21 protein-coding genes and 1 pseudogene are annotated in these 17,954 nt (G+C 62.5%); 8 read left to right on the plus strand and 14 right to left on the minus strand.

Translation table 11 applies throughout. From position 1 onward, the window contains the following. Positions 1–33: 33 nt before the first annotated feature. A complete protein-coding gene (locus B3H86_RS02445) occupies positions 34–666 on the minus strand; it encodes a beta/gamma crystallin-related protein (RefSeq protein ID WP_292050978.1) in 633 nt (210 codons plus the stop codon). A 212-nt stretch (positions 667–878) separates the two neighbouring features. On the opposite strand from B3H86_RS02445, the gene B3H86_RS02450 reads away from it, so the two are divergent. Next, positions 879–1,544 carry a DUF1013 domain-containing protein gene (locus tag B3H86_RS02450; RefSeq protein WP_292050979.1) on the plus strand — a complete coding sequence of 222 codons (666 nt, stop codon included), beginning with the start codon at positions 879–881 and terminating at the stop codon, positions 1,542–1,544. A gap of 68 nt (positions 1,545–1,612) precedes the next feature. Here B3H86_RS02450 and B3H86_RS02455 read toward each other — a convergent pair whose 3' ends face one another. Further along, positions 1,613–1,786 (minus strand): YdcH family protein, encoded by a 174-nt coding sequence (locus tag B3H86_RS02455; protein ID WP_292050980.1) that lies wholly within the window; start codon positions 1,784–1,786, stop codon positions 1,613–1,615. Between the two features lie 137 nt (positions 1,787–1,923). Between B3H86_RS02455 and B3H86_RS02460 the strand changes: the two genes are divergently transcribed. The 3 genes from B3H86_RS02460 to B3H86_RS02470 are packed head-to-tail and all read left to right on the plus strand — an operon-like array spanning position 1,924 to position 3,255. Next, entirely contained in the window at positions 1,924–2,529 is a 606-nt protein-coding gene (locus B3H86_RS02460) for a UbiX family flavin prenyltransferase (RefSeq protein WP_292050981.1), read from the plus strand. Then, positions 2,526–2,990, plus strand: a complete 465-nt coding sequence (locus B3H86_RS02465) for a TIGR02444 family protein (protein ID WP_292050982.1) — start codon at positions 2,526–2,528, stop codon at positions 2,988–2,990. Before B3H86_RS02460 ends, B3H86_RS02465 begins: the two co-directional genes overlap by 4 nt. A 40-nt stretch (positions 2,991–3,030) precedes the next feature. Then, positions 3,031–3,255, plus strand: coding sequence for a YdcH family protein (locus tag B3H86_RS02470; protein WP_292050983.1), 225 nt, complete (start codon positions 3,031–3,033; stop codon positions 3,253–3,255). A gap of 6 nt (positions 3,256–3,261) precedes the next feature. Here the strand turns inward: B3H86_RS02470 and B3H86_RS02475 are convergent, their stop codons facing one another. Continuing rightward, the gene (locus tag B3H86_RS02475; RefSeq protein ID WP_292050984.1) at positions 3,262–3,735 is read right to left on the minus strand and encodes an Lrp/AsnC ligand binding domain-containing protein; all 474 of its coding nucleotides are present in this window, start codon (positions 3,733–3,735) and stop codon (positions 3,262–3,264) included. A 69-nt stretch (positions 3,736–3,804) separates the two neighbouring features. Further along, positions 3,805–4,356 (minus strand): GGDEF domain-containing protein, encoded by a 552-nt coding sequence (locus B3H86_RS02480; RefSeq protein ID WP_292050985.1) that lies wholly within the window; start codon positions 4,354–4,356, stop codon positions 3,805–3,807. A gap of 163 nt (positions 4,357–4,519) precedes the next feature. Between B3H86_RS02480 and purE the strand changes: the two genes are divergently transcribed. Continuing rightward, positions 4,520–5,011, plus strand: coding sequence for a 5-(carboxyamino)imidazole ribonucleotide mutase (gene purE, locus B3H86_RS02485; RefSeq protein WP_292050986.1), 492 nt, complete (start codon positions 4,520–4,522; stop codon positions 5,009–5,011). A gap of 7 nt (positions 5,012–5,018) precedes the next feature. After that, on the plus strand, positions 5,019–6,104 hold the full coding sequence (locus B3H86_RS02490) for a 5-(carboxyamino)imidazole ribonucleotide synthase (protein WP_292050987.1): 1,086 nt from the start codon (positions 5,019–5,021) through the stop codon (positions 6,102–6,104). 37 nt (positions 6,105–6,141) lie between these two features. On the opposite strand, the gene B3H86_RS02495 is transcribed toward B3H86_RS02490, so the two are convergent. Further along, positions 6,142–6,843: a COQ9 family protein gene (locus B3H86_RS02495; protein ID WP_292050988.1), complete on the minus strand. Its 702-nt coding sequence runs from the start codon at positions 6,841–6,843 to the stop codon at positions 6,142–6,144. A 193-nt stretch (positions 6,844–7,036) separates the two neighbouring features. Between B3H86_RS02495 and rpsU the strand changes: the two genes are divergently transcribed. Next, positions 7,037–7,270: a 30S ribosomal protein S21 gene (gene rpsU, locus B3H86_RS02500; protein ID WP_087139870.1), complete on the plus strand. Its 234-nt coding sequence runs from the start codon at positions 7,037–7,039 to the stop codon at positions 7,268–7,270. Positions 7,271–7,427: 157 nt separating this feature from the next. Here rpsU and B3H86_RS02505 read toward each other — a convergent pair whose 3' ends face one another. The 6 genes and pseudogenes from B3H86_RS02505 to B3H86_RS02525 all read right to left on the minus strand — a co-directional run bounded on the left by B3H86_RS02505 (position 7,428) and on the right by B3H86_RS02525 (position 14,495). Then, positions 7,428–8,873: an ABC transporter permease gene (locus B3H86_RS02505; protein WP_292050989.1), complete on the minus strand. Its 1,446-nt coding sequence runs from the start codon at positions 8,871–8,873 to the stop codon at positions 7,428–7,430. After that, positions 8,870–9,841, minus strand: a complete 972-nt coding sequence (locus B3H86_RS02510) for an ABC transporter ATP-binding protein (protein ID WP_292050990.1) — start codon at positions 9,839–9,841, stop codon at positions 8,870–8,872. Before B3H86_RS02510 ends, B3H86_RS02505 begins: the two co-directional genes overlap by 4 nt. 124 nt (positions 9,842–9,965) lie before the next feature. Continuing rightward, positions 9,966–11,768, minus strand: a complete 1,803-nt coding sequence (locus B3H86_RS02515) for an autotransporter domain-containing protein (RefSeq protein ID WP_292050991.1) — start codon at positions 11,766–11,768, stop codon at positions 9,966–9,968. A 126-nt stretch (positions 11,769–11,894) separates the two neighbouring features. Further along, a complete protein-coding gene (serA, locus tag B3H86_RS13880; protein WP_349679840.1) occupies positions 11,895–13,124 on the minus strand; it encodes a phosphoglycerate dehydrogenase in 1,230 nt (409 codons plus the stop codon). Between the two features lie 135 nt (positions 13,125–13,259). Further along, positions 13,260–13,799: pseudogene (locus tag B3H86_RS13885) on the minus strand (HAD family hydrolase); the annotation flags it as partial. A gap of 96 nt (positions 13,800–13,895) precedes the next feature. Then, a complete protein-coding gene (locus tag B3H86_RS02525; RefSeq protein WP_292050993.1) occupies positions 13,896–14,495 on the minus strand; it encodes a hypothetical protein in 600 nt (199 codons plus the stop codon). A gap of 152 nt (positions 14,496–14,647) precedes the next feature. Between B3H86_RS02525 and B3H86_RS02530 the strand changes: the two genes are divergently transcribed. Next, entirely contained in the window at positions 14,648–15,595 is a 948-nt protein-coding gene (locus B3H86_RS02530; RefSeq protein WP_292050994.1) for an Hsp33 family molecular chaperone, read from the plus strand. A gap of 67 nt (positions 15,596–15,662) precedes the next feature. Here B3H86_RS02530 and phoB read toward each other — a convergent pair whose 3' ends face one another. Genes phoB through pstB form a run of 3 tightly spaced genes read right to left on the minus strand, consistent with a single transcriptional unit; the run spans position 15,663 to position 17,953 of the window. Beyond that, a complete protein-coding gene (phoB, locus tag B3H86_RS02535; RefSeq protein ID WP_292050995.1) occupies positions 15,663–16,352 on the minus strand; it encodes a phosphate regulon transcriptional regulator PhoB in 690 nt (229 codons plus the stop codon). A 40-nt stretch (positions 16,353–16,392) separates the two neighbouring features. Then, positions 16,393–17,142 carry a phosphate signaling complex protein PhoU gene (phoU, locus tag B3H86_RS02540; protein WP_292050996.1) on the minus strand — a complete coding sequence of 250 codons (750 nt, stop codon included), beginning with the start codon at positions 17,140–17,142 and terminating at the stop codon, positions 16,393–16,395. A 7-nt stretch (positions 17,143–17,149) separates the two neighbouring features. Further along, the gene (gene pstB, locus B3H86_RS02545; protein ID WP_292051072.1) at positions 17,150–17,953 is read right to left on the minus strand and encodes a phosphate ABC transporter ATP-binding protein PstB; all 804 of its coding nucleotides are present in this window, start codon (positions 17,951–17,953) and stop codon (positions 17,150–17,152) included. Between the last annotated feature and the right edge of the window lies 1 nt (position 17,954).

A 17,954-nucleotide genomic window follows, 5' to 3' on the forward strand; every position in this document is an offset into this window, starting at 1 on the left:
CCCTGTTCCCGCCTTCACAGGCATCACAGCGTATTAGCGCGGACGATAGTCGCCACGGCCCGGATTGCGGCGCTCGACCGGGCGCAGGGACGAAATGGTGTCGTTCATGCGCAGACGGTTGAGATCCGAGATATCCGACGAGATCACCTCGCAGCGACCACGGAAATCAGCATCGGCACAGACCATCCAGTCACCGCTGTTACGCGGAATGCGGATCGAGCTGATGGCATCGTTCATGCCCTGCGTACGCAGGTTGCTGACCGCACCGGTGAAGGTCATTTGCTGGCCACGGTAGTTGGCATCGCGATAGACGGTGATGCTGCTGCGGCCATAGCGGTCATCACGGCGGTCATCGCGGTCATAGCGGTCATTGCGTTCAAAGGTGCCGCGGTTGTTGCCGCAGACCAGCAGGCCGTTGGAGTTGGCAATGTCATAGTTGCCGCAGCGCTCGATATTCAGCGTCGAGCGACGCAGTTCACCGCGCTCGTCACGGCACTGTGCCGTGAGAATGCCTTGCGAGACACGGATGCCTTCGCACGAGCGGACATAGCTACCGCGCGCCTGGCCCTGCGGACCACGGTTCTGCGCTTCTGCTGCGGACGGGGCCAGTGCAAGACCGCCCACCAGAACGGCCAGGCCTGAAAAGGCGCTCAGCATGGCTTTCATGACGTTTCCTTCTTGGTTCTCAGCGCGCCTGTTGCGCTGTTGGTGATGTATTGCACCGTTCTTTGTGAATGGAAGCTGTACGTCACAGGCAGACGACGTTTTCTTTTCAACGAAATGAGCCTATAGTCGGTTCATCGCGCCCGGCCGAAAAGGTCGGGCGCCGTCGTATCCAACGCCCGGTTTCCGGGCCTGAACCACCGGGATAAATGCCCATGACCGAGATCCTGATGCCCAAGGCCACTGCGGTCTGGCTGGTGGAAAACACCTCGCTGACGTTCGAGCAGATCGCCGATTTCTGCGGCCTGCACCCGCTGGAAGTGCGCGGCATCGCCGATGGCGACGTGGCCCGCGACATCCGCGGTGCCGACCCGATCGTCAACGGCCAGCTGACCCGCGAAGAACTGGAAAAGGCGCAGGCCGACACCAACTACCGCATGAAGGCTGTTGTTTCGCGCCACGCCGAGCTGCTGAAGCCGGCCAAGAAAGCTCCGAAATACACCCCGGTCTCGCGCCGTCAGGACCGTCCGGACGCCATCATGTGGTTTGTGCGCAACCACCCCGAAGTGGCCGACGCCCAAATCGCCAAACTGCTGGGCACCACCAAGGCCACCATCGAATCGGTGCGCAACCGTACCCACTGGAACTCGCCCAACATCACCCCGCGTGATCCGGTGACCCTGGGTCTGGTCGGCCAGCTGCAGCTGGACGAAGTCATCCGCAAGGCCGCCGACAAGAAGGCCAAGGAAGACGCCCAGAACGGTGTGCTCCAGCCAGTCGTGACCGAAGAAGAAGCTCCGGTCGAAATCGAAGAAGAAGAAACCGATCGTTTCGCTGCGGGCGAACCGACGGCGGAATCGGTATTCGGCTCGCGCGACTGATCTTCGCGCCGATCAAGAAAAAGGGCCCCGAAGCATTGCTCCGGGGCCTTTTTATTATCCAGTCTGCATCAGTGCGGTGGGCCCTGAAGCGAACTGATCTCTTCCTTAAGCCTCAGCTTTTGCTGTTTGAGTTCCCGCAATCGTGTGGCATCGGCGGCCGGCCGTCGGATTTCCTGCTGGATGACTTCATCCAGATTCCGGTGCCGGTTGCCCAACTCGCGAATACGCGCCTCAATGGTCATGGCTTGCGCCTCCATAGCTAAGGGACCAGTACAGTGAACGCAGGGATTTCGAAGTTTGGGAGTCACATTCCGGTGAACTCTGTCGCTTCCGTCCTTGCCTCACAGCCGGTACCGTCGAGTCCGAAAGGGTCAATCTTATGAACTCTACCGTTACGCCCACCACGCCCCGTCGCCTGATCGTCGGGATTTCCGGTGCATCGGGCGTGGTTTACGGCGTGCGGGCTCTGGATGCCCTGCGTGATCTGGGCATTGAAAGCCATCTGGTCATCTCCCGCGCTGCCATACTGACCCTTTCACAGGAAACTGATCTGGCGCTGGATGATGTGACCGCCAGGGCCAGTGTCGTGCACCGCGTAAACGATGTGGGTGCCACCATTGCCTCCGGATCGTTCCGGACAATGGGCATGCTGATCGCGCCGTGTTCGGTACGCACAATGGGCGAGATAGCCACGGGCGTGACCTCGTCCCTTCTGACCCGTGCCGCCGATGTGGTGCTGAAAGAACGCCGCCCGCTGGTGCTGATGGTGCGCGAAACGCCGCTGCACCTTGGCCATCTGCGCACCATGACCAGTCTGGCCGAGATGGGGGCAATCATCGCCCCGCCCCTGCCGGCCCACTACACACGCCCGCAGTCGGTCGAGGAAATCGTTGACCAGTCTGTCGGTCGCGCACTGGACCTGTTCGGTCTGGAATGGTCCCCCGTCAAACGCTGGGGTGGACTGAAGGGAACGGCATCAGAATGAGTCTGTGGGACTGGGCGGTCAAAGCCTATGGCCGCGAGGGTGTATCCGAAGCCTGCATCCAGCTTCAGGACTATTTCGATCAAAACGTCTGCCTGCTGTTGTGGGCAGGGTGGTGCGCCGAAACCGGACGCCGCCCCGATGAGGAGGAGGTCGAGGCGGCCTGCGATATCGCCCGGGCGTGGCAGGACACCACGATCGCACCGCTGCGTTCGGTTCGCCGCACACTGAAAAAACCTGTCCCCGATCTGGATGCCGCCGCACGCGAGGCTGTGCGCAACAGGGTGAAGGCAGTGGAGCTGGAGGCCGAGAAATATCTCCTGGCCCAGCTGGAGGCGCTCATACCGGTGCCCAACGGCGCGGCACGGCCCGTATTGGATGCAATGGTGCAGTGCGCGCGCCAGTGGGACAAAACTGTCCCCCGCCCCGCCCTGACCACACTGGCCCAGCGCCTTTCCGCCTAGGCTTACCTCGGTTATAAGCCCGCACCCGCGGGGGACACAGATGAACGATCACGATCCGATCCTGACCGAAGAAGAGAAGGCCCTTCACAAGAAGCTGGCCCTTCTGGAACAGGAACATGCCGATCTGGACGCCTCGATCGAGGCGCTGGTACTGATGCCTTCACCGGATCAGCTGATGATCGCTCGCCTGAAGCGCAAGAAGCTGGTGCTCAAGGAAGAGATCGTCAAAATCCGCGATCAGATCCTGCCCGATATCATCGCCTGATAGGGCTTACAGCGGCAGGACGGATGTGTCCTTGACCTCTTCCATCACCGCATAGGTGCGGGTTTCACGCACACCGGGCATGACCACCAGAGTGTCGGCCAAGAATGCGCGATAGGCCGCCATGTCCTTCATCCGCACCTTGACCAGATAGTCAAAGCCGCCGGCCACCATATGGCACTCCAGCACTTCGGGCGAGCGACGGATGCGGGCCGCGAACTGATCGAAAATGTCCGAGGTGGTGCGATCCAGCAGAACCTCGATGAAGATCAGCAATTCGCGCTCGGCATATTTCGGATCGATCAGGGCCGTATAGCCCAGAATCACGCCCTTCTCGCGCAGGCGGCGAACACGCTCGAAGCACGACGATGCCGACATATTGCAGGCGGCCGCCAAGTCCTGATTGGTGATGCGCCCGTCCTGCTGCAAGACACGCAGGATGCGGCGGTCGGCATCATCCAGCTTATATTCGGCTGCACTCATATCAGGTCCCCGGCACTGCTGTTTCCGACTTAGAGCCAGAGCAGCCGGCTGACAACTGCGACCTGAAGGTCAGTTTTTAGCGGTGCCTGCCCCCTTGCGCAGCCACATGGCGGCATCGGCCTCGGCCACCCACGTCTCGGGATCGGCCTGCTCGCCCAGCGTCCGCACCCCGATGGAGCCGGACAGGCTGTAGCTCTGCCCCTGCCAGTTGAACGGCGTGGTCCGCAGGCTATGCATCAACTCGTCGGCCTTATGGCGCGCGGCCTCCTCATCGGCATTCATCATGACGATGCAGAACTCGTCACCGCCCATGCGGCCCACGGTATCCGACTCGCGCATTTCATGGAGCAGGAGATTTGCCACGGTGATCAGTGCCGCATCCCCCGCCGGATGGCCGCTTCTGTCATTGATCTGTTTGAAGTCATCCAGATCCAGATACAGCAAGGTGGCGTCCTGCCCGTGCCGGCGGCAATAAGCCATGATCCGTGTGAGATTATCCAGGAAGCCGCGCCGGTTTAATGTCGGGGTCAGAACATCATGGTCCGCCAGTGCCTCGGCCCTTTCGGCCCGTGCCCGCAATATCTCGACTTCATTACACAACTGTTCGATCTGAGCCAGCAAGGCTGAGCGATCTCCTGCCAACAGTTCCACCAAAATCGAGGCTCCGGCCTTTGAAAACCTATCGGATGGGTACGCGTTTTAACCATACAAGATTAACGGTCTTGGTTGCGGTGGCAACGGACCTGCTATAAGCGGCCACTTTCTGCATGGGGAGCTTTATTGCATGACCGCCTCCACCCCGCCCGTCGCCATCATCATGGGCAGCCGCTCGGACTGGCCGACGATGAAACTGGCCGCCGACAAGCTGGATCAGCTGGGTGTCGCATGGGAGGCCAAGGTCGTCAGCGCCCACCGCACGCCCCAGCGCCTCTATGACTTTGCCACGACGGCAAAAACCAAGGGCTTCAAGGTCATCATCGCCGGTGCCGGTGGTGCAGCCCACCTGCCGGGCATGGCCGCGTCGATGACCGATCTGCCGGTATTGGGCGTTCCTGTGAAATCCAAGGCCCTGAAGGGTCTCGATTCCCTGCTTTCCATCGTTCAGATGCCCGGCGGCGTTCCGGTCGCCACCCTCGCCATCGGTGAGGCCGGTGCCACCAACGCCGGTATTCTGGCCGCACAGATATTGGCGCTGTCGGACGAAGCCTTGGCGATGCGCCTTGCCGCCTTCCGCGCCGCCCAGACCGAATCCGTACTCGAAACCGTCGAGGACTAAGCCTTAGATGACCGCCCCGATTGCTGCCCTGCCCCCCGGTTCCACCATTGGCATCCTTGGCGGCGGCCAATTGGGGCGCATGCTGGCCGAGGCGGCATCGACGCTGGGCTTCGATGTCGCGATTCTGGAACCGCAGGCCGACTGCCCCGCCTCGCGCGTGGCCGCGCACCACATTCAAGCCGCCTACGATGACGTCGACGGCCTGAAGAAGCTGGCCAAGATCAGCGACGTGGTCACCACCGAGTTCGAGAACGTCCCCGCCTCGGTCGTCGCGGTGCTGGAGGCCGAGGGCGTGCGCGTGGCCCCCAATGGCCGCGCACTGGCCACGGCGCAGGACCGCGTGGACGAGAAGACCTTCCTGAACAGCGTGGGTGCCACGACGGTCGATTTCGCCAAGGTCGATGACCTGAACGACCTGACCGCCGCGATTGAAAAACTGGGCCTGCCCGCCCTGCTGAAGACCCGTCGCGAAGGCTATGACGGCAAGGGTCAGGTCTGGATCAAGGACGCCGCAGACGCCGAATCCGCTTTGGCCGCCATCGGCCACAAGCCCGCGATTCTGGAAGCGCGCGCCGCCTTCACGCAGGAACTGTCGGTGATCGCCGCGCGCGGCGTGGACGGTACGGTCGCCGTCTATCCGCTGGGCCGGAACACCCACGAAAACGGCATCCTGCGCACCACCATCGCGCCTGTGGAAGTGGACGATGCAACCCAGGCCCGCGCCGTCGAGATCGCCACGGCGATTCTGAACGGACTGGAATATGTGGGCGTGATCGGGGTCGAGCTGTTCGATCTGGGCGGTTCGCTGCTGGTCAACGAGATCGCCCCGCGCGTCCACAATACCGGCCACTGGACGCAGGACGGATGTGCCTGTGACCAGTTCGAACAACAGATCCGCGCCGTCGCCGGATGGCCCCTCGGCTCGACCGAGGCCCATGCCCGTATCGAGATGACCAATCTGCTGGGCCATGAGATCGACGGCTGGCACGCTATGGCGTCCGATCCCGACACCCACCTGCATTTCTATGGCAAGCGCGAGGCCCGCGCAGGCCGCAAGATGGCCCACATCAACAAGGTTCTGACGCGCCTCTGACCACAAAAAAGGCCGCCCCATCGGGCGGCCTTTTCATTCAGGCGACCTTGTCGCCGTATCGCAGGCGACCGAGGAAGTCGGTGATCTTGCGCATCGGCGCGTCGAAATCCTTTCCGGCCTTCCACTTTTCGAACTGCATCACATTCTCGATGCGGCGGGCGCAGAAGCTGTCGGCGGCCTCCCTGCCCTCGAACAGGCGGATGGTCAGGGCCGGGGCCAGAATCCCGCTCAGAATCGTCCGCTTCGAATAGTGGTTCTGGTCGGTCGAGGTATCCCCAGCCCAGCGCCACAGCTTATCGGCGGTATCCCACGTCAGGCTGATTCCCAGATCGGCGTTAAACGGAAGCGCGAGAAAACCCGCGCATTTTTTCGATGCCGCCGCATCCGCTGCCGCAGCTTCGAGACGGGCAGACAGCGCCGCCGCGATTCGTTCCCGAATCTTGAGGGTCGCAGCAGGTGTCGCTTCCAGCGTTTTCAGGGCCACCGCGTCGTGGCGACGAGACAGCAGGGCAGCCAGATCACGCGCACCGTGCGGGAACAGAAGCTCTTGATCTCCAAGGGAAAGTCCCTCTGCCTCACAGGCCGCACGCACCAATCGGGCGTTCCAGCCCAATCGTTCTGCACGCGTAATGGCGGCATCCAGAACGGCCTGTTCGGTGCGAATAGCCCAGTCATCAGGGATCTTGGCCGCCTGTTCGGCACCGTTCGGGGTCCGTGTGGTGTGCGAAGTATCCGTCATCCCTCTACAATACCCGCATAATGATTGGGTTTCGACCCATCACGATTGATGCCGTCTGTCTGGACAGAGGCCGAAAGATCATGTATCCCGCCGCCTTCATCCAAAGGGGTCTGTCTCTTTGGACCAGATTTTTGTTTTGTCTGCCCGTCTTCCCTTCATCAGGACGCGGCGGGCGGCCAAAGGAGAGAGAACCCTGGTTCAGATTTTCGTCCGCGACAACAATGTCGATCAGGCCCTGAAGGCCCTGAAAAAGAAAATGCAACGTGAAGGCAGCTTCCGCGAAATGAAGCGCCACGTGCACTTTGAAAAGCCGTCGGAAAAGCGCGCCCGTCAAAAGGCCGAAGCTGTCCGTCGCGCTCGTAAGCTGGCCCGCAAGCGTGCACAACGCGAAGGCCTGCTGCCGGCACCGAAGGGTCGCGGCCGCTAATACAGCGACGCCCTTTCAACAAGGCTTCCTGAAAACCCGCCCCGCGATTGCGCAGGGCGGGTTTTCTTTTACCCGTATTCCAGATGGGCGGCAGGCATGAAAAAGGCGGGCCGGAAGCCCGCCTTTCTGCCGTTTTGGACCAAAGTCCAGTAGCGGCCTACTGCGTGCGCATGGCCCCCAGGAAGGACTTCCACGACAGCTTGGCATCGGACATGGCACCGGCGCGGAACGCACGCCCCGACAGCCACATCATCAGCGCTGCAAACAGGAACATAACGACCAGACTGCCCACGACCTCGACCATAGGCGGCTGGCTGGGCGCACGGGCCGACATGATGAAGGGCGTGAACGGCGGAATGAAGCTGAACACCTTCAGCAGCATCGCATCCGGAGAACGCATCGCCATCTGCACAAACAGCAGCGGGACGATCATCGCCATCATGACCGGCCCCATCAGGGTCTGCGCATCGCGCGGCGTTTCGCAGAAGGCACCGATGGCGGCAAACAGCACCGCGTACATCAGATAGCCCCCCACCAGATAGAGCAGCAGATACAGCCACAAACCGTTCGCCAGCATGACGGAACCGATATCGCGCGCCACATCCGGCAGGGCGATCGTCAGGCCAACGGCACTGATCAGACCCCATCCCCCCATAACCGTCAGGGTCAGGACCGCCACGCCCAGCACCTTGCCCACCAAAAGCTCGGTCGGCGTCACCGAGGACAGCAGAACTTCGAGGATTTTGTTGGATTTCTCCTCCATCACCCCGTTCATCAGCATGCTGGCCCCCGTCAGGATCAACGACCACATCAGGAAGCCGCAGATCACCCCGATAAACGCCGGCAGACGGTCGCGCAGACTGACCTCACCGCCCGATGCCGCGCGCGGCGACAGGAAGGTCACCTCCGGACGGAATTCCTCTACGGCCCGGATCAGATCGGTATCCACACCGTTGGCGGTGAACACACGGTTTTGGTTCACCTCGCTCAGCGCCTCACGGATTTTGGATTCCATATCCACATCGGATGCGCGACGCGACCAGATACGGGCGGACGGAACTCCGCCCTTCTCGTCCAGGATCACCACCGTCGAGAGCTTGCGCCCTTCGATCAGTTCGTCACTCTCCAGCCATTTACGCGCCAGAGCGTCACGCGCCGCGGGCGTCGATGCCGCCGCCAGATCGGCGGGAGCCTTGACCTCCAGGGTTTGTTGACGCGGAGGTTTGAAGCTGGCGGCCGCGCGCGGGGCAACCTTTTGAAGCTGGGCATAGCCCGCTTCATAGCCACCGGACACAACCGCGGCACGGACGCTGTCGCGGCCCTGCAGACCGCCCTCACCGACCGCGGCGATAGACAGGGCGGCATTGGTCGCACGGGCATGGTCGGCCTCAAGGACCCTGCGTACGCTGTCGGCCAGCGACGAAGACGGCGCAGACTCGTCCAGCAGTACATACTGCTGCACAGGCTCGGCCCGTTTCAGCATCGATGGCATAAAGCCGCCCAGTACCGCGAAGAACGGCAGGCTGAGCAAAGACAGCCAAAAGCCTACGGTCTTCACATAGGCCATGATTTCGCGCTGGGCGATCAAAAGGGCGCGGTTCATCGGCCTGCCTCCTTCACTGCACCTTCAAGCCCCTGTTGTCTCTGATCGTCATCCGGATTGTCACCGGTCAGTGCGATGAAGGCATCATGCAGAGACGGCTCCTTGAGCTGGAAGCGTCGCAGGTCGAGATTGGACATGAATGCAGTGCGCAGGGTCTGCTGCACATCGGCATTGGCCGCCAGCCGCACGCGGATGTTGCGCAGTTCCCCGTCGTATTCGAGTTGGTCGATACCCGCCACACCCGGCAGGGCCGCGATGGCGGTAGGGTCAACCGCCCCCTCGACTTCCAGATAGCGCGGCGACGTGGCCCTCGCCTCGTCTACCGTGCCTTCAAAGGCTTTCCGGCCACGGGCCAGCAACACAACCTTGTCGCACAGTCGCTCGGCATGCTGCATGACGTGGGTCGAGAACAGCACCGTGGCACCGTTTTCCGCCAGCGAGCGGATCATGGCCTCCAGACCTTGCTGGTTCATCGGGTCCAGACCCGAGAAGGGTTCGTCCAGGATCACGAATTCCGGATGATGCACCACGGATGCGATCAATTGGACCTTCTGGGCCATGCCCTTGGAGAGGTCCTTCATCTTTTTCTTCTGGGCTTCGCCGAGGCCCATTTTTTCCAACATATCGATGGCGCGCTTACGCCCCTCGCCTGTCGGCAAGCCTTTGAGTGAGCCCAGATAGGAAATGGCCTCGACAGGCGTCATTTTCTTATAGAGGCCGCGCTCCTCGGGCAGGAAACCGATACGGTCGCGAACCTTGCGCCCATCGTCCGCCCCCAGGATTTCGATCTGTCCGGAACTGACGCCCTGCAAACCCAGGATCATTCGGATCGTCGAGGTTTTACCCGCACCATTCGGTCCCAAAAAACCGCAGATCAAGCCGCGTTCAACCTCGAAACTCAGTGACTGTACGGCTTGAAAACCGCCGTAGTTCTTACTGACGTCGGACAGTCTGAGGACGGTCGACATACTTCCTCCCAATGCCAAATGGCCATTGCCTAGCAGTCACGGAAATCCCTCCCGTGTGCAAGAGTGCAATGGCCGCAGGGACATGCGGGAGGCGACGGGCACCTCCCGTATTAAAGTCAGCAACTTAGAATGCGTAGGAAAGCCGCACGCCGCCGAGGTGACTGTTGAAGTCACTGCCGAAGCGGCCGTTGTAGCCCACGCCGACGCTGAGGTTTTCACCGATACGTCCCGACAAACCGACCGACACAATGCCCTGTGAGCCGTATGGCAGGTCCACGGACTGGGCCAGGACCTTTGCCGTATTGCCCTGAATGCCGGTGCGCATGTCTTCGCTGCTGTCGCTCAAGCTATCGCGCCAACCGCCTTCGATGAAGAACTGCACGCGTTCGGTGCCGTGCTCGAGACGAAGGGCGACCTCTCCGGTAATGGCTTCCAGTCTGCGGCTCTGATAGGCGTAGTCCGCCACAGGTCCGGCCTCGAAGAAGCTGTCCACCGAGGTGTTCACCCAGGCCACGGCCACACGGGGCGAGATCCCCATCCGGCCCTGTTCGAACCACATCCCGCCCTGTGCGCGCGCACCATAGGATTTGCCGCGCGTGCTGGAGTTGTGAACCAGAGGAGCCAGTGCGGTCATGCGCTGGACATTGTTGTAATCGTCCTGCGCCGCCCCGGCTGCCACGTTGACGAAGGCTCGCTCCGAGCGCCACCCGCCGTAGACATCGAGGCTGAAGTTATCGATGTCGGCCTTGACGATGCCCGCATCCAGCTCTGACTGGCGGATGCCACCGGCCAGACCGAAGCGCAGGGTCTCATTGCCCGTTTCCAGCGCCAGACGTGCACCGTAGCCGTCCGTTTTGGTTTCCTCGATTGCGCCGCGCGCATCCGTCTTGGCCGTGCTGGCCAGTGCGGACAGGCTCAGACGCGTGCCCTCGCCCCATGCATCGCGGGTGGACAGTTCACGGGTGGCAGAGTCCAGATCGTCCTCGCGGTGACGCCACGACGTCTCGCCCAGCACAGCCATGCGTGAGCCCGCCGTGCCGTAATAGATGTAGTCATTCACCATGCTGGCGATGATGGAGTGGCCCTTGGTCGTCGGGTGAACGCCGTCGAAATAGAAATATTCGCCGGGGTTCGAACAGACGGTCACACCGTTGAAACAGGCCTGTGTGGCGTTGCGGATGCCGAACGCCTCGGGATTGGCGCTCAGGGCATCGCCGGCGGTGAACAGGTCCACCTGGATGATGTTCGCGCCGGGATTGGACGAGGCGACCGAAGCCAGATTGTTGTAAAGTGCCGTGTTGAAGGTGGTGACCGCAAAGTCAGCCAGCGGTGCGGCGGCAGTGCCGCGGAACTGCGGCGTGACGCTGAGGCGCGGCAGGTTGGTAACGACAATCGTCCCCGCTCCGGCCTGGGCGACCGCCCCGACCAGTCCAGAAATATCGCTGGCCGCCGAGCGCGAGGTCACAGCGATGGTGCCGGTCGGATTGGCCGAGGCCCCCGCTACGGGCAGGCCCTGGAAGATGTTGTTGGCCCCGCCCAGAACACTGACCAGATCACCGGCACCGAAACGGCCACCGCGCGACACATAGCTGGCCAGTTGCAGTTGCATGCCCAACGGCGCGGCCTGACTGTCGGTGCGGGCACCGCCAAAGGCCAGGTTGATGCTGCCGGTGACAGGGCCGTTGAAGTTGGCCGCCGTAAAGCCCAGTTGCTCGGCGAAGGTACGGCCATCCGAAAAGCGTCCCTGCCAATACGGTGGCGAGGCCGGCTGCGCACCGTTGGTTGCCCCGTACAGGTTGCCATTGTCGGAGAGACTGTCCCCGAACACGACCAAACGGTCATAGGTCTGTGCCGAAGCCGACCCCGCAATGGCGACAAGCGCCACAGCCAGAGCCGTCGATGCGGCCCCCGTCATCAATGCCTTCATAAGCTATCCTCCCGTCAGCCATCGGAACGTGACTGTTAACAAGGGAGGATGCGCCCGTTTGACGCGATTACAATACGCCGTTCGGCCAAAATCACCGTGATCGGCGATTTCGGGCCGCAACGGGCATTAGTGCAACATGCGGAATTTGACCGTGCCGGGGATGTGTCTGAGCTTCTTCACCGCCTCGAGGTCATAGCCACGGTCCACGTCGATGATGACATAGCCGGTGCGCTCGTCGGTCTTGAGATGCTGACCGAGGATGTTCAATCCGGCTTCGGAAAGGCCTTTGTTCAGCTCGGCCAGAACACCCGGCTGGTTCTTGTGGATGTGCAGCAGGCGGTGGGCGCGCGTCACCTCGGCCAGTTGAACATTCGGCAGGTTGACGCAGAAGGTCGTGTCCCCGCGGTTCAGGTAGTTCAACAGGCGCTCGGCGGCGAACTCTGCGATGGCTTCCTGCGCCTCTTCGGTCGAGCCGCCGACGTGCGGGGTCAGGATGACCTTGCTCAAGCCAATCAGCGGGCTTTCGAACGGATCGGCGTTGGTGCGCGGTTCCTCCGGGAAGACGTCCACGGCCGCACCGCCCAGCTTGCCCGACTTCATGGCCTCGGCCAGAGCATCGACATCGACGATATGACCACGTGCGAGGTTCAGGAACAGGGCGCCGTCCTTCATTCTGGCGAACTGTTCGCGGCCAAAGATGTTGGTGTTTTCCTTGCGGCCATCGACGTGCAGCGTGACGACATCGGCCTCGGCCAACAGGTCGTCCAGCTTGCGGACGCGGCGGGCGTTACCCAGCGCCAGACGCTCGTTCAGATCATAGAACAGCACGCGCATGCCAAGGTTTTCGGCCAGCACCGACAGCTGGCTGCCGATGGCACCATAGCCGATGATGCCCAGCGTCTTGCCGCGCACTTCGCGTGAGCCGGTCGCCGATTTGTTCCACACGCCCTGATGCATCTGGCGCGACTTGTCGGCCACGTCGCGCATCATCACGACCATCAGACCCAGCGCCAGTTCCACAACCGAGCGGGTGTTGGAATAAGGGGCGTTGAACACCGCCACGCCCTTGTCGGCACAGGCATCCAGATCGATCTGGTTGGTGCCGATGCAGAAGGCCGCCACCGCCATCAGGCGGTCGGCATGTTCCAGAACCCGCTTGGTCACCGTGGTCTTGGAGCGGATGCCCAGAACGTGGACACCCTTGATCGCGGCGATTAGGTCATCCTCGTCCAGAGCGCCCTTCATCGTTTCGACCGTATAACCGGCCTCTTCCAGACGCTCGACGGCGGCGGGGTGGATGTTTTCCAGCAACAGCATCTTTATGCGGTTGCGCGGATACGACCAACGCCCCGGCACGCCCTCGGCATACAGGACTTCGTCCAGCGAGGAGACGACGGCATCCGCCACCCCGACAACCTTCTCGCGGCGGACCACTTCGGTAAAGGCGTAGAAACGGTCGGCAGCACCGGCCAGTTTGACCTCGGCATCGTTCCAGCCATCACCGACGATGACGACGGGACCTTCCAGATCCAGCGATTTGATGACGGTCGGCTTGCCGTTTTCGCGGGCCAGGGGGGTGGCTTCATTGACGCCGGTGACGCGGCCGTCCGCATCGTAAACCAGCTCATTGGCCAGCACATGGTCCGGTGCCAGCCCCAAACGCTGTGCCAGCGGGGCGATGATCTCGGTAAAACCGCCCGACAGGATGTAGATGCGCTCGGCATTGCGCTCGAAGAAATCGACGTTGCGGCGGATGGAGGTCGAGGCCTCGTCCAGAATACGGTCGGCCAGAGCCTCGACATGCTCGCGGCGCAGGCCCAGCAGGGCCAGGCGTTGTTGCAGCGCATCGCCAAAACCCAGCTCGCCACTCATGGCCTTGTCGGTGAGTTCGGCGATCCTGGCCTTTCGCTCTTCAACATCCGGCGCAGAAGCCAGCGAAAGCTCCGCCAGAGCTTCCAAAGTCTCGATCCGGACCAGAGTCGAATCGAAATCGAACACGAATACGGGCGAAGCAGCATTGGGCGAGGTCATGCGCCGCAACTAGCCCACCTTCGCAGTTGCAGCAATAAAAAGGGGGGCCGAAGCCCCCCGCGACGCATGAATTTTCCAAAACGTCGCTTTTTGCCCTCACTCGCCGTTGAGCTTGCGATTCTCGAAGGCGATGGCACCGATGGCGGCGGCGATCAGGCCCACCGTCAGCAGGGCCGCACCCTCGCGGGCGTGGTCGCTGGCAAAGTCACGGGCCGTTTCCGCAGCCTGACGGGCCGAGCCCATGACCTTTTTACGCTTGTGACGGCGACGGCGGTCATGGCGCCAGGTGTCAAAGCGGTCGCGCGCCTCGTCGGCAAAATCCAGCGCACGATCCTTGGCGCGGCTGCCGAAGTCACGGGCACGGTCGCCGATGTCGTGGCCCAGGTCATAGGCACGGTCCCGTGTGGTGTCGGCGACATCCTGTGCATCGTCGCGCACACGGCGGCCAAAGGTGCCGAGTCGATCCGCCAGGCCCAGTTCCTCGGCCCACTGGCGCGGGCTCAGACGGTCCTTGATCACTTCATAGCGGCGCGGGCCCGTACGCTGGCGCAGGAACAGGGTTGCGAAACCCACACCCGCCAGCACGGCAATTGTACCGCCGACAATACCGGGATGCTTGCGAACTTCCGCGACCAGATCATCGACCAGATTGCTATCCTCGAACATGTCTACCTTCTGCTGTGCAATGGGGGTCAATGAACATCAGCGGTTGCTGAGCCCAAGAGTTCCCGTTTTTCATAGGCTGCCTGCCCTGCAAATGCAGGCACAATGGCCGTACCCCTTACAAAACGCCCCCCGCGTCCCTATGTTGCGCGGCTTCAAGACTTTCAGTGTTTTCAGGAACCAAAGTGACCGACGTTACCGCCCCTATCAATGCCCTGCATGATGATCTGGCCGCGGCTTTCCAGATCGACGGCTGGCCGGTGCGCGGCCGTCTGGTTCGGATGGGCAAGGCTATCGACACCATTCTGTCGTCGCACGACTATCCAGCCCCTGTCGCCAACCTGCTCGGCGAAGCCTGCGCGCTGGCCGCTCTGGTCGGCTCGGCGCTGAAGTTTGAAGGCCGCCTGCTGGTTCAGGCCCAAGGCGACGGCCCCGTGCGCTATGTGCTGGCCGATTACGGCACGGACGGCACCATGCGCGGCTTATGCCGCTATGACGAAGGTGAACTGGCCGCCGCTTGCGAAAAGAACGCCCGCCCCGGTGCCGAAGAGCTGCTGGGCAAGGGCATCTTCATCATGACGCTGGACCGCGGTCCGGACTTCGAGCGTACGCAGGGCATGACCCCCATCGAGGGTGACAGCCTGTCGTCGTGCGCCGAGCACTATTTCGTGCAGTCCGAACAGATCCCGACCAAGGTGAACCTCGCTGTGGGCCAGATCACCACCGACGAAGGCACCCAATGGCGTGCCGGTGGCGCACTGATCCAGGTCATCGCCGGGGACGAAGCCCGCGGTTCGACCGAGGAAGTGTGGGAGCGCACCCGCGCCCTGTTCGCGACCCTGACCGACGACGAGCTGGTCGATCCGACCATCACGCCCGAGACCCTGCTCTATCGCCTGTTCCACGAGGACGGCGTGCGTCTGGAAGGCCCGACCCCGCTGGTCGCCCACTGCCGCTGCTCGCGCGAGCGTATCGTCACCGTGCTTCAGTCCTTCTCGGAAGAAGACCGTAACGACATGCTGGAAGACGACGGCAAGATCCACGCGAACTGCGAATACTGCTCGACCGACTACATCATCGACCCGAGCGAAGTGGTGGCCGCCGACGCGGACGCCGCCGCCAGCCGCCACTAAGGCTGTCGCATAAACAAAAAGGGCGCTGCGGCTTCGGCCACAGCGCCCTTTTCTTATGTCTGCTCGGTCAGTTGTTCAGATCGAGCGAGTAGCCCGCCGAACGGACGGTACGGATCGGGTTGACCGTGCCGTCCACGTTCAGCGCCTTGCGCAGGCGGCCGACGTGGACATCCACGGTGCGGGCCTCGACATAGACGTCCGAGCCCCAGACGGCGTCCAGAAGCTGTTCGCGGCTGAACACGCGGCCGGGGTGTTTCAGGAAGTGGTCCAGCAGGCGGAACTCTGTCGGGCCGAGGTGGACCTCCTTGCCCGCGCGGCTGACGCGGTGGGCCACACGGTCCATAACAATGTCGGCGTGGTTCACACGGTCATCGGCCAGACCGGGGCGCAGACGGCGCAGAACGGCCCGCATGCGCGCCGTCAGCTCGGTCATCGAGAACGGTTTGGTCATATAGTCGTCCGCGCCGGTATCGAGGCCGCGAACGCGATCCGTCTCCTCGCCCCTTGCCGTCAGCATGATGATCGGCAGGTTGCGCGTCTCGGCCTTGGCGCGGATGCGGCGGCACAGTTCGATGCCCGACAGCTTGGGCAGCATCCAGTCCAGAAGCACCAGATCGGGCTGGCGCTCCTCGATCAACAACCAGCCCTCCTCGCCGTCTCCGGCGACAGCGACCTCATAGCCTTCCTTCTCCAGATTGTACTGAAGAAGGGTGGACAGGGCGTCCTCGTCTTCCAACACCAGTATGTAGGGCTGCATGGCTGGCTCTCCGGTTCTGAGACGTCAGTTCAACGGTCTATCAGTCGTCGGCGTTCGGATCGGTCGACACCGAGACGGTCGGGGTCGGCGAAGCCTCCTCCCCCGGCGCGGGCACGGCGCGAGGGCGCTCGCCCGTCATGTCCTCGCCCGTAATCTCGTAATAGACGGCCTCGGCGATATTGGTCGCATGGTCCCCGATGCGTTCAAGGTTCTTGGCCATGAACAGCAGGTGGGTACAGGCCGTGATGGTGCGCGGGTCGCCCATCATATAGGTCAGCAGCTCGCGGAAGAGAGCATTGTAGTGCTCGTCCACCTCGTCGTCGGTCTGCCACACACTCATGGCGCGCTCGACTTCCGAGGCCGTATAGGCGTCCAGCACGTCGCGCAGGCGGTTCGACACGAGGCGGCCCATGCGCTCGATCGAGCGGGTCAACACCTGCATCGGCTCGCCCTCGGCGAGGATCAGGGCGCGCTTGCCGATATTCTTGGCGAGGTCACCCGTGCGCTCCAGGTCAGAGGCCAGCTTGATCGCGCCCAGCGTGCGGCGCAGGTCGCTGGCCACCGGCTGGCGAAGGGCGATCAGACGGATCGCCTTCTTTTCGATGTCATAGTGCAGCGTGTCGAGCTTGGCGTCCCGCTCGATCACGGCACGGGCCAGCGCCACGTCGCGGCGGGCGACGGATTCGATGGCATCGGCCACCTGTGCCTCGGCCAGACCGCCCATGCGGACAACCTCTGCCGTCAGCTGGTTCAGTTCGTCGCCATAGGCTTTGACGGTGTGCTGGTTCATCTGGATATCAGCCAAATCGTCCGGTGATGTAGTCGAGGGTGCGACGTTCACGCGGATTGGTGAAGATGTCTTCGGTGTCGCCGGTTTCCACGATGTTGCCCATGTGGAAGAAGGCGGTGCGCTGGGATACGCGGGCGGCCTGCGCCATCGAGTGGGTGACGATGACGATGCAGTAACGCTCGCGCAGTTCGTCGATCAGCTCTTCGATCTTGGCAGTGGCAATCGGGTCCAGCGCCGAGCACGGCTCGTCCATCAGGATGACTTCCGGCTCGACCGCAATGGCGCGGGCGATGACCAGACGCTGCTGCTGGCCACCCGACAGGCCGGTCCCCGGCGCGTGCAGGCGGTCGGCCACCTCGTCCCACAGACCGGCACGCTTCAGCGCCGACTGGACGATGTCTTCCAGTTCCGACTTGGACGATGCGAGGCCGTGGATTTTCGGACCGTAGGCGACGTTTTCGAAGATCGACTTCGGGAAAGGGTTCGGTTTCTGGAACACCATGCCGACCTGTGCGCGAAGCAGTACGGGGTCGATCTTCTTGTCGTTGATGTTGACGCCGTCCATCTCGATACGACCCTCGACGCGCGCGCCCGGAACCGTGTCGTTCATCCGGTTCAGCGTCCGCAGGAAGGTGGACTTGCCACAGCCCGACGGGCCGATCAGGGCAGTCACCGCCTTGTCGGGGATATCGAGGCTGACACCGTGCAGGGCCTGCTTCTCGCCGTAGAAGACCTTGATCTCCTTGGCCGCGATCTTGATCGGTCCCAGCGGAGCGCGGGCGGAATCGCCCACAGCCGGAGCCGACGACATG

It is taken from the genome of Brevundimonas sp. UBA5866 (assembly GCF_002432125.1).
Classification (GTDB): Bacteria; Pseudomonadota; Alphaproteobacteria; order Caulobacterales; family Caulobacteraceae; genus Brevundimonas.

What these genes read in the sequence shown, in the direction of transcription:
- B3H86_RS02445 (WP_292050978.1), bottom strand. Translation starts at nt 666, where the DNA reads ATGAAAGCCATGCTGAGCGCCTTTTCAGGCCTGGCCGTTCTGGTGGGC.
- B3H86_RS02450 (WP_292050979.1), top strand. Translation starts at nt 879, where the DNA reads ATGACCGAGATCCTGATGCCCAAGGCCACTGCGGTCTGGCTGGTGGAA.
- B3H86_RS02455 (WP_292050980.1), bottom strand. Translation starts at nt 1,786, where the DNA reads ATGACCATTGAGGCGCGTATTCGCGAGTTGGGCAACCGGCACCGGAAT.
- B3H86_RS02460 (WP_292050981.1), top strand. Translation starts at nt 1,924, where the DNA reads ATGAACTCTACCGTTACGCCCACCACGCCCCGTCGCCTGATCGTCGGG.
- B3H86_RS02465 (WP_292050982.1), top strand. Translation starts at nt 2,526, where the DNA reads ATGAGTCTGTGGGACTGGGCGGTCAAAGCCTATGGCCGCGAGGGTGTA.
- B3H86_RS02470 (WP_292050983.1), top strand. Translation starts at nt 3,031, where the DNA reads ATGAACGATCACGATCCGATCCTGACCGAAGAAGAGAAGGCCCTTCAC.
- B3H86_RS02475 (WP_292050984.1), bottom strand. Translation starts at nt 3,735, where the DNA reads ATGAGTGCAGCCGAATATAAGCTGGATGATGCCGACCGCCGCATCCTG.
- purE (WP_292050986.1), top strand. Translation starts at nt 4,520, where the DNA reads ATGACCGCCTCCACCCCGCCCGTCGCCATCATCATGGGCAGCCGCTCG.
- B3H86_RS02490 (WP_292050987.1), top strand. Translation starts at nt 5,019, where the DNA reads ATGACCGCCCCGATTGCTGCCCTGCCCCCCGGTTCCACCATTGGCATC.
- B3H86_RS02495 (WP_292050988.1), bottom strand. Translation starts at nt 6,843, where the DNA reads ATGACGGATACTTCGCACACCACACGGACCCCGAACGGTGCCGAACAG.
- B3H86_RS02505 (WP_292050989.1), bottom strand. Translation starts at nt 8,873, where the DNA reads ATGAACCGCGCCCTTTTGATCGCCCAGCGCGAAATCATGGCCTATGTG.
- B3H86_RS02510 (WP_292050990.1), bottom strand. Translation starts at nt 9,841, where the DNA reads ATGTCGACCGTCCTCAGACTGTCCGACGTCAGTAAGAACTACGGCGGT.
- B3H86_RS02515 (WP_292050991.1), bottom strand. Translation starts at nt 11,768, where the DNA reads ATGAAGGCATTGATGACGGGGGCCGCATCGACGGCTCTGGCTGTGGCG.
- phoB (WP_292050995.1), bottom strand. Translation starts at nt 16,352, where the DNA reads ATGCAGCCCTACATACTGGTGTTGGAAGACGAGGACGCCCTGTCCACC.
- phoU (WP_292050996.1), bottom strand. Translation starts at nt 17,142, where the DNA reads ATGAACCAGCACACCGTCAAAGCCTATGGCGACGAACTGAACCAGCTG.
- pstB (WP_292051072.1), bottom strand. Translation starts at nt 17,953, where the DNA reads ATGTCGTCGGCTCCGGCTGTGGGCGATTCCGCCCGCGCTCCGCTGGGA.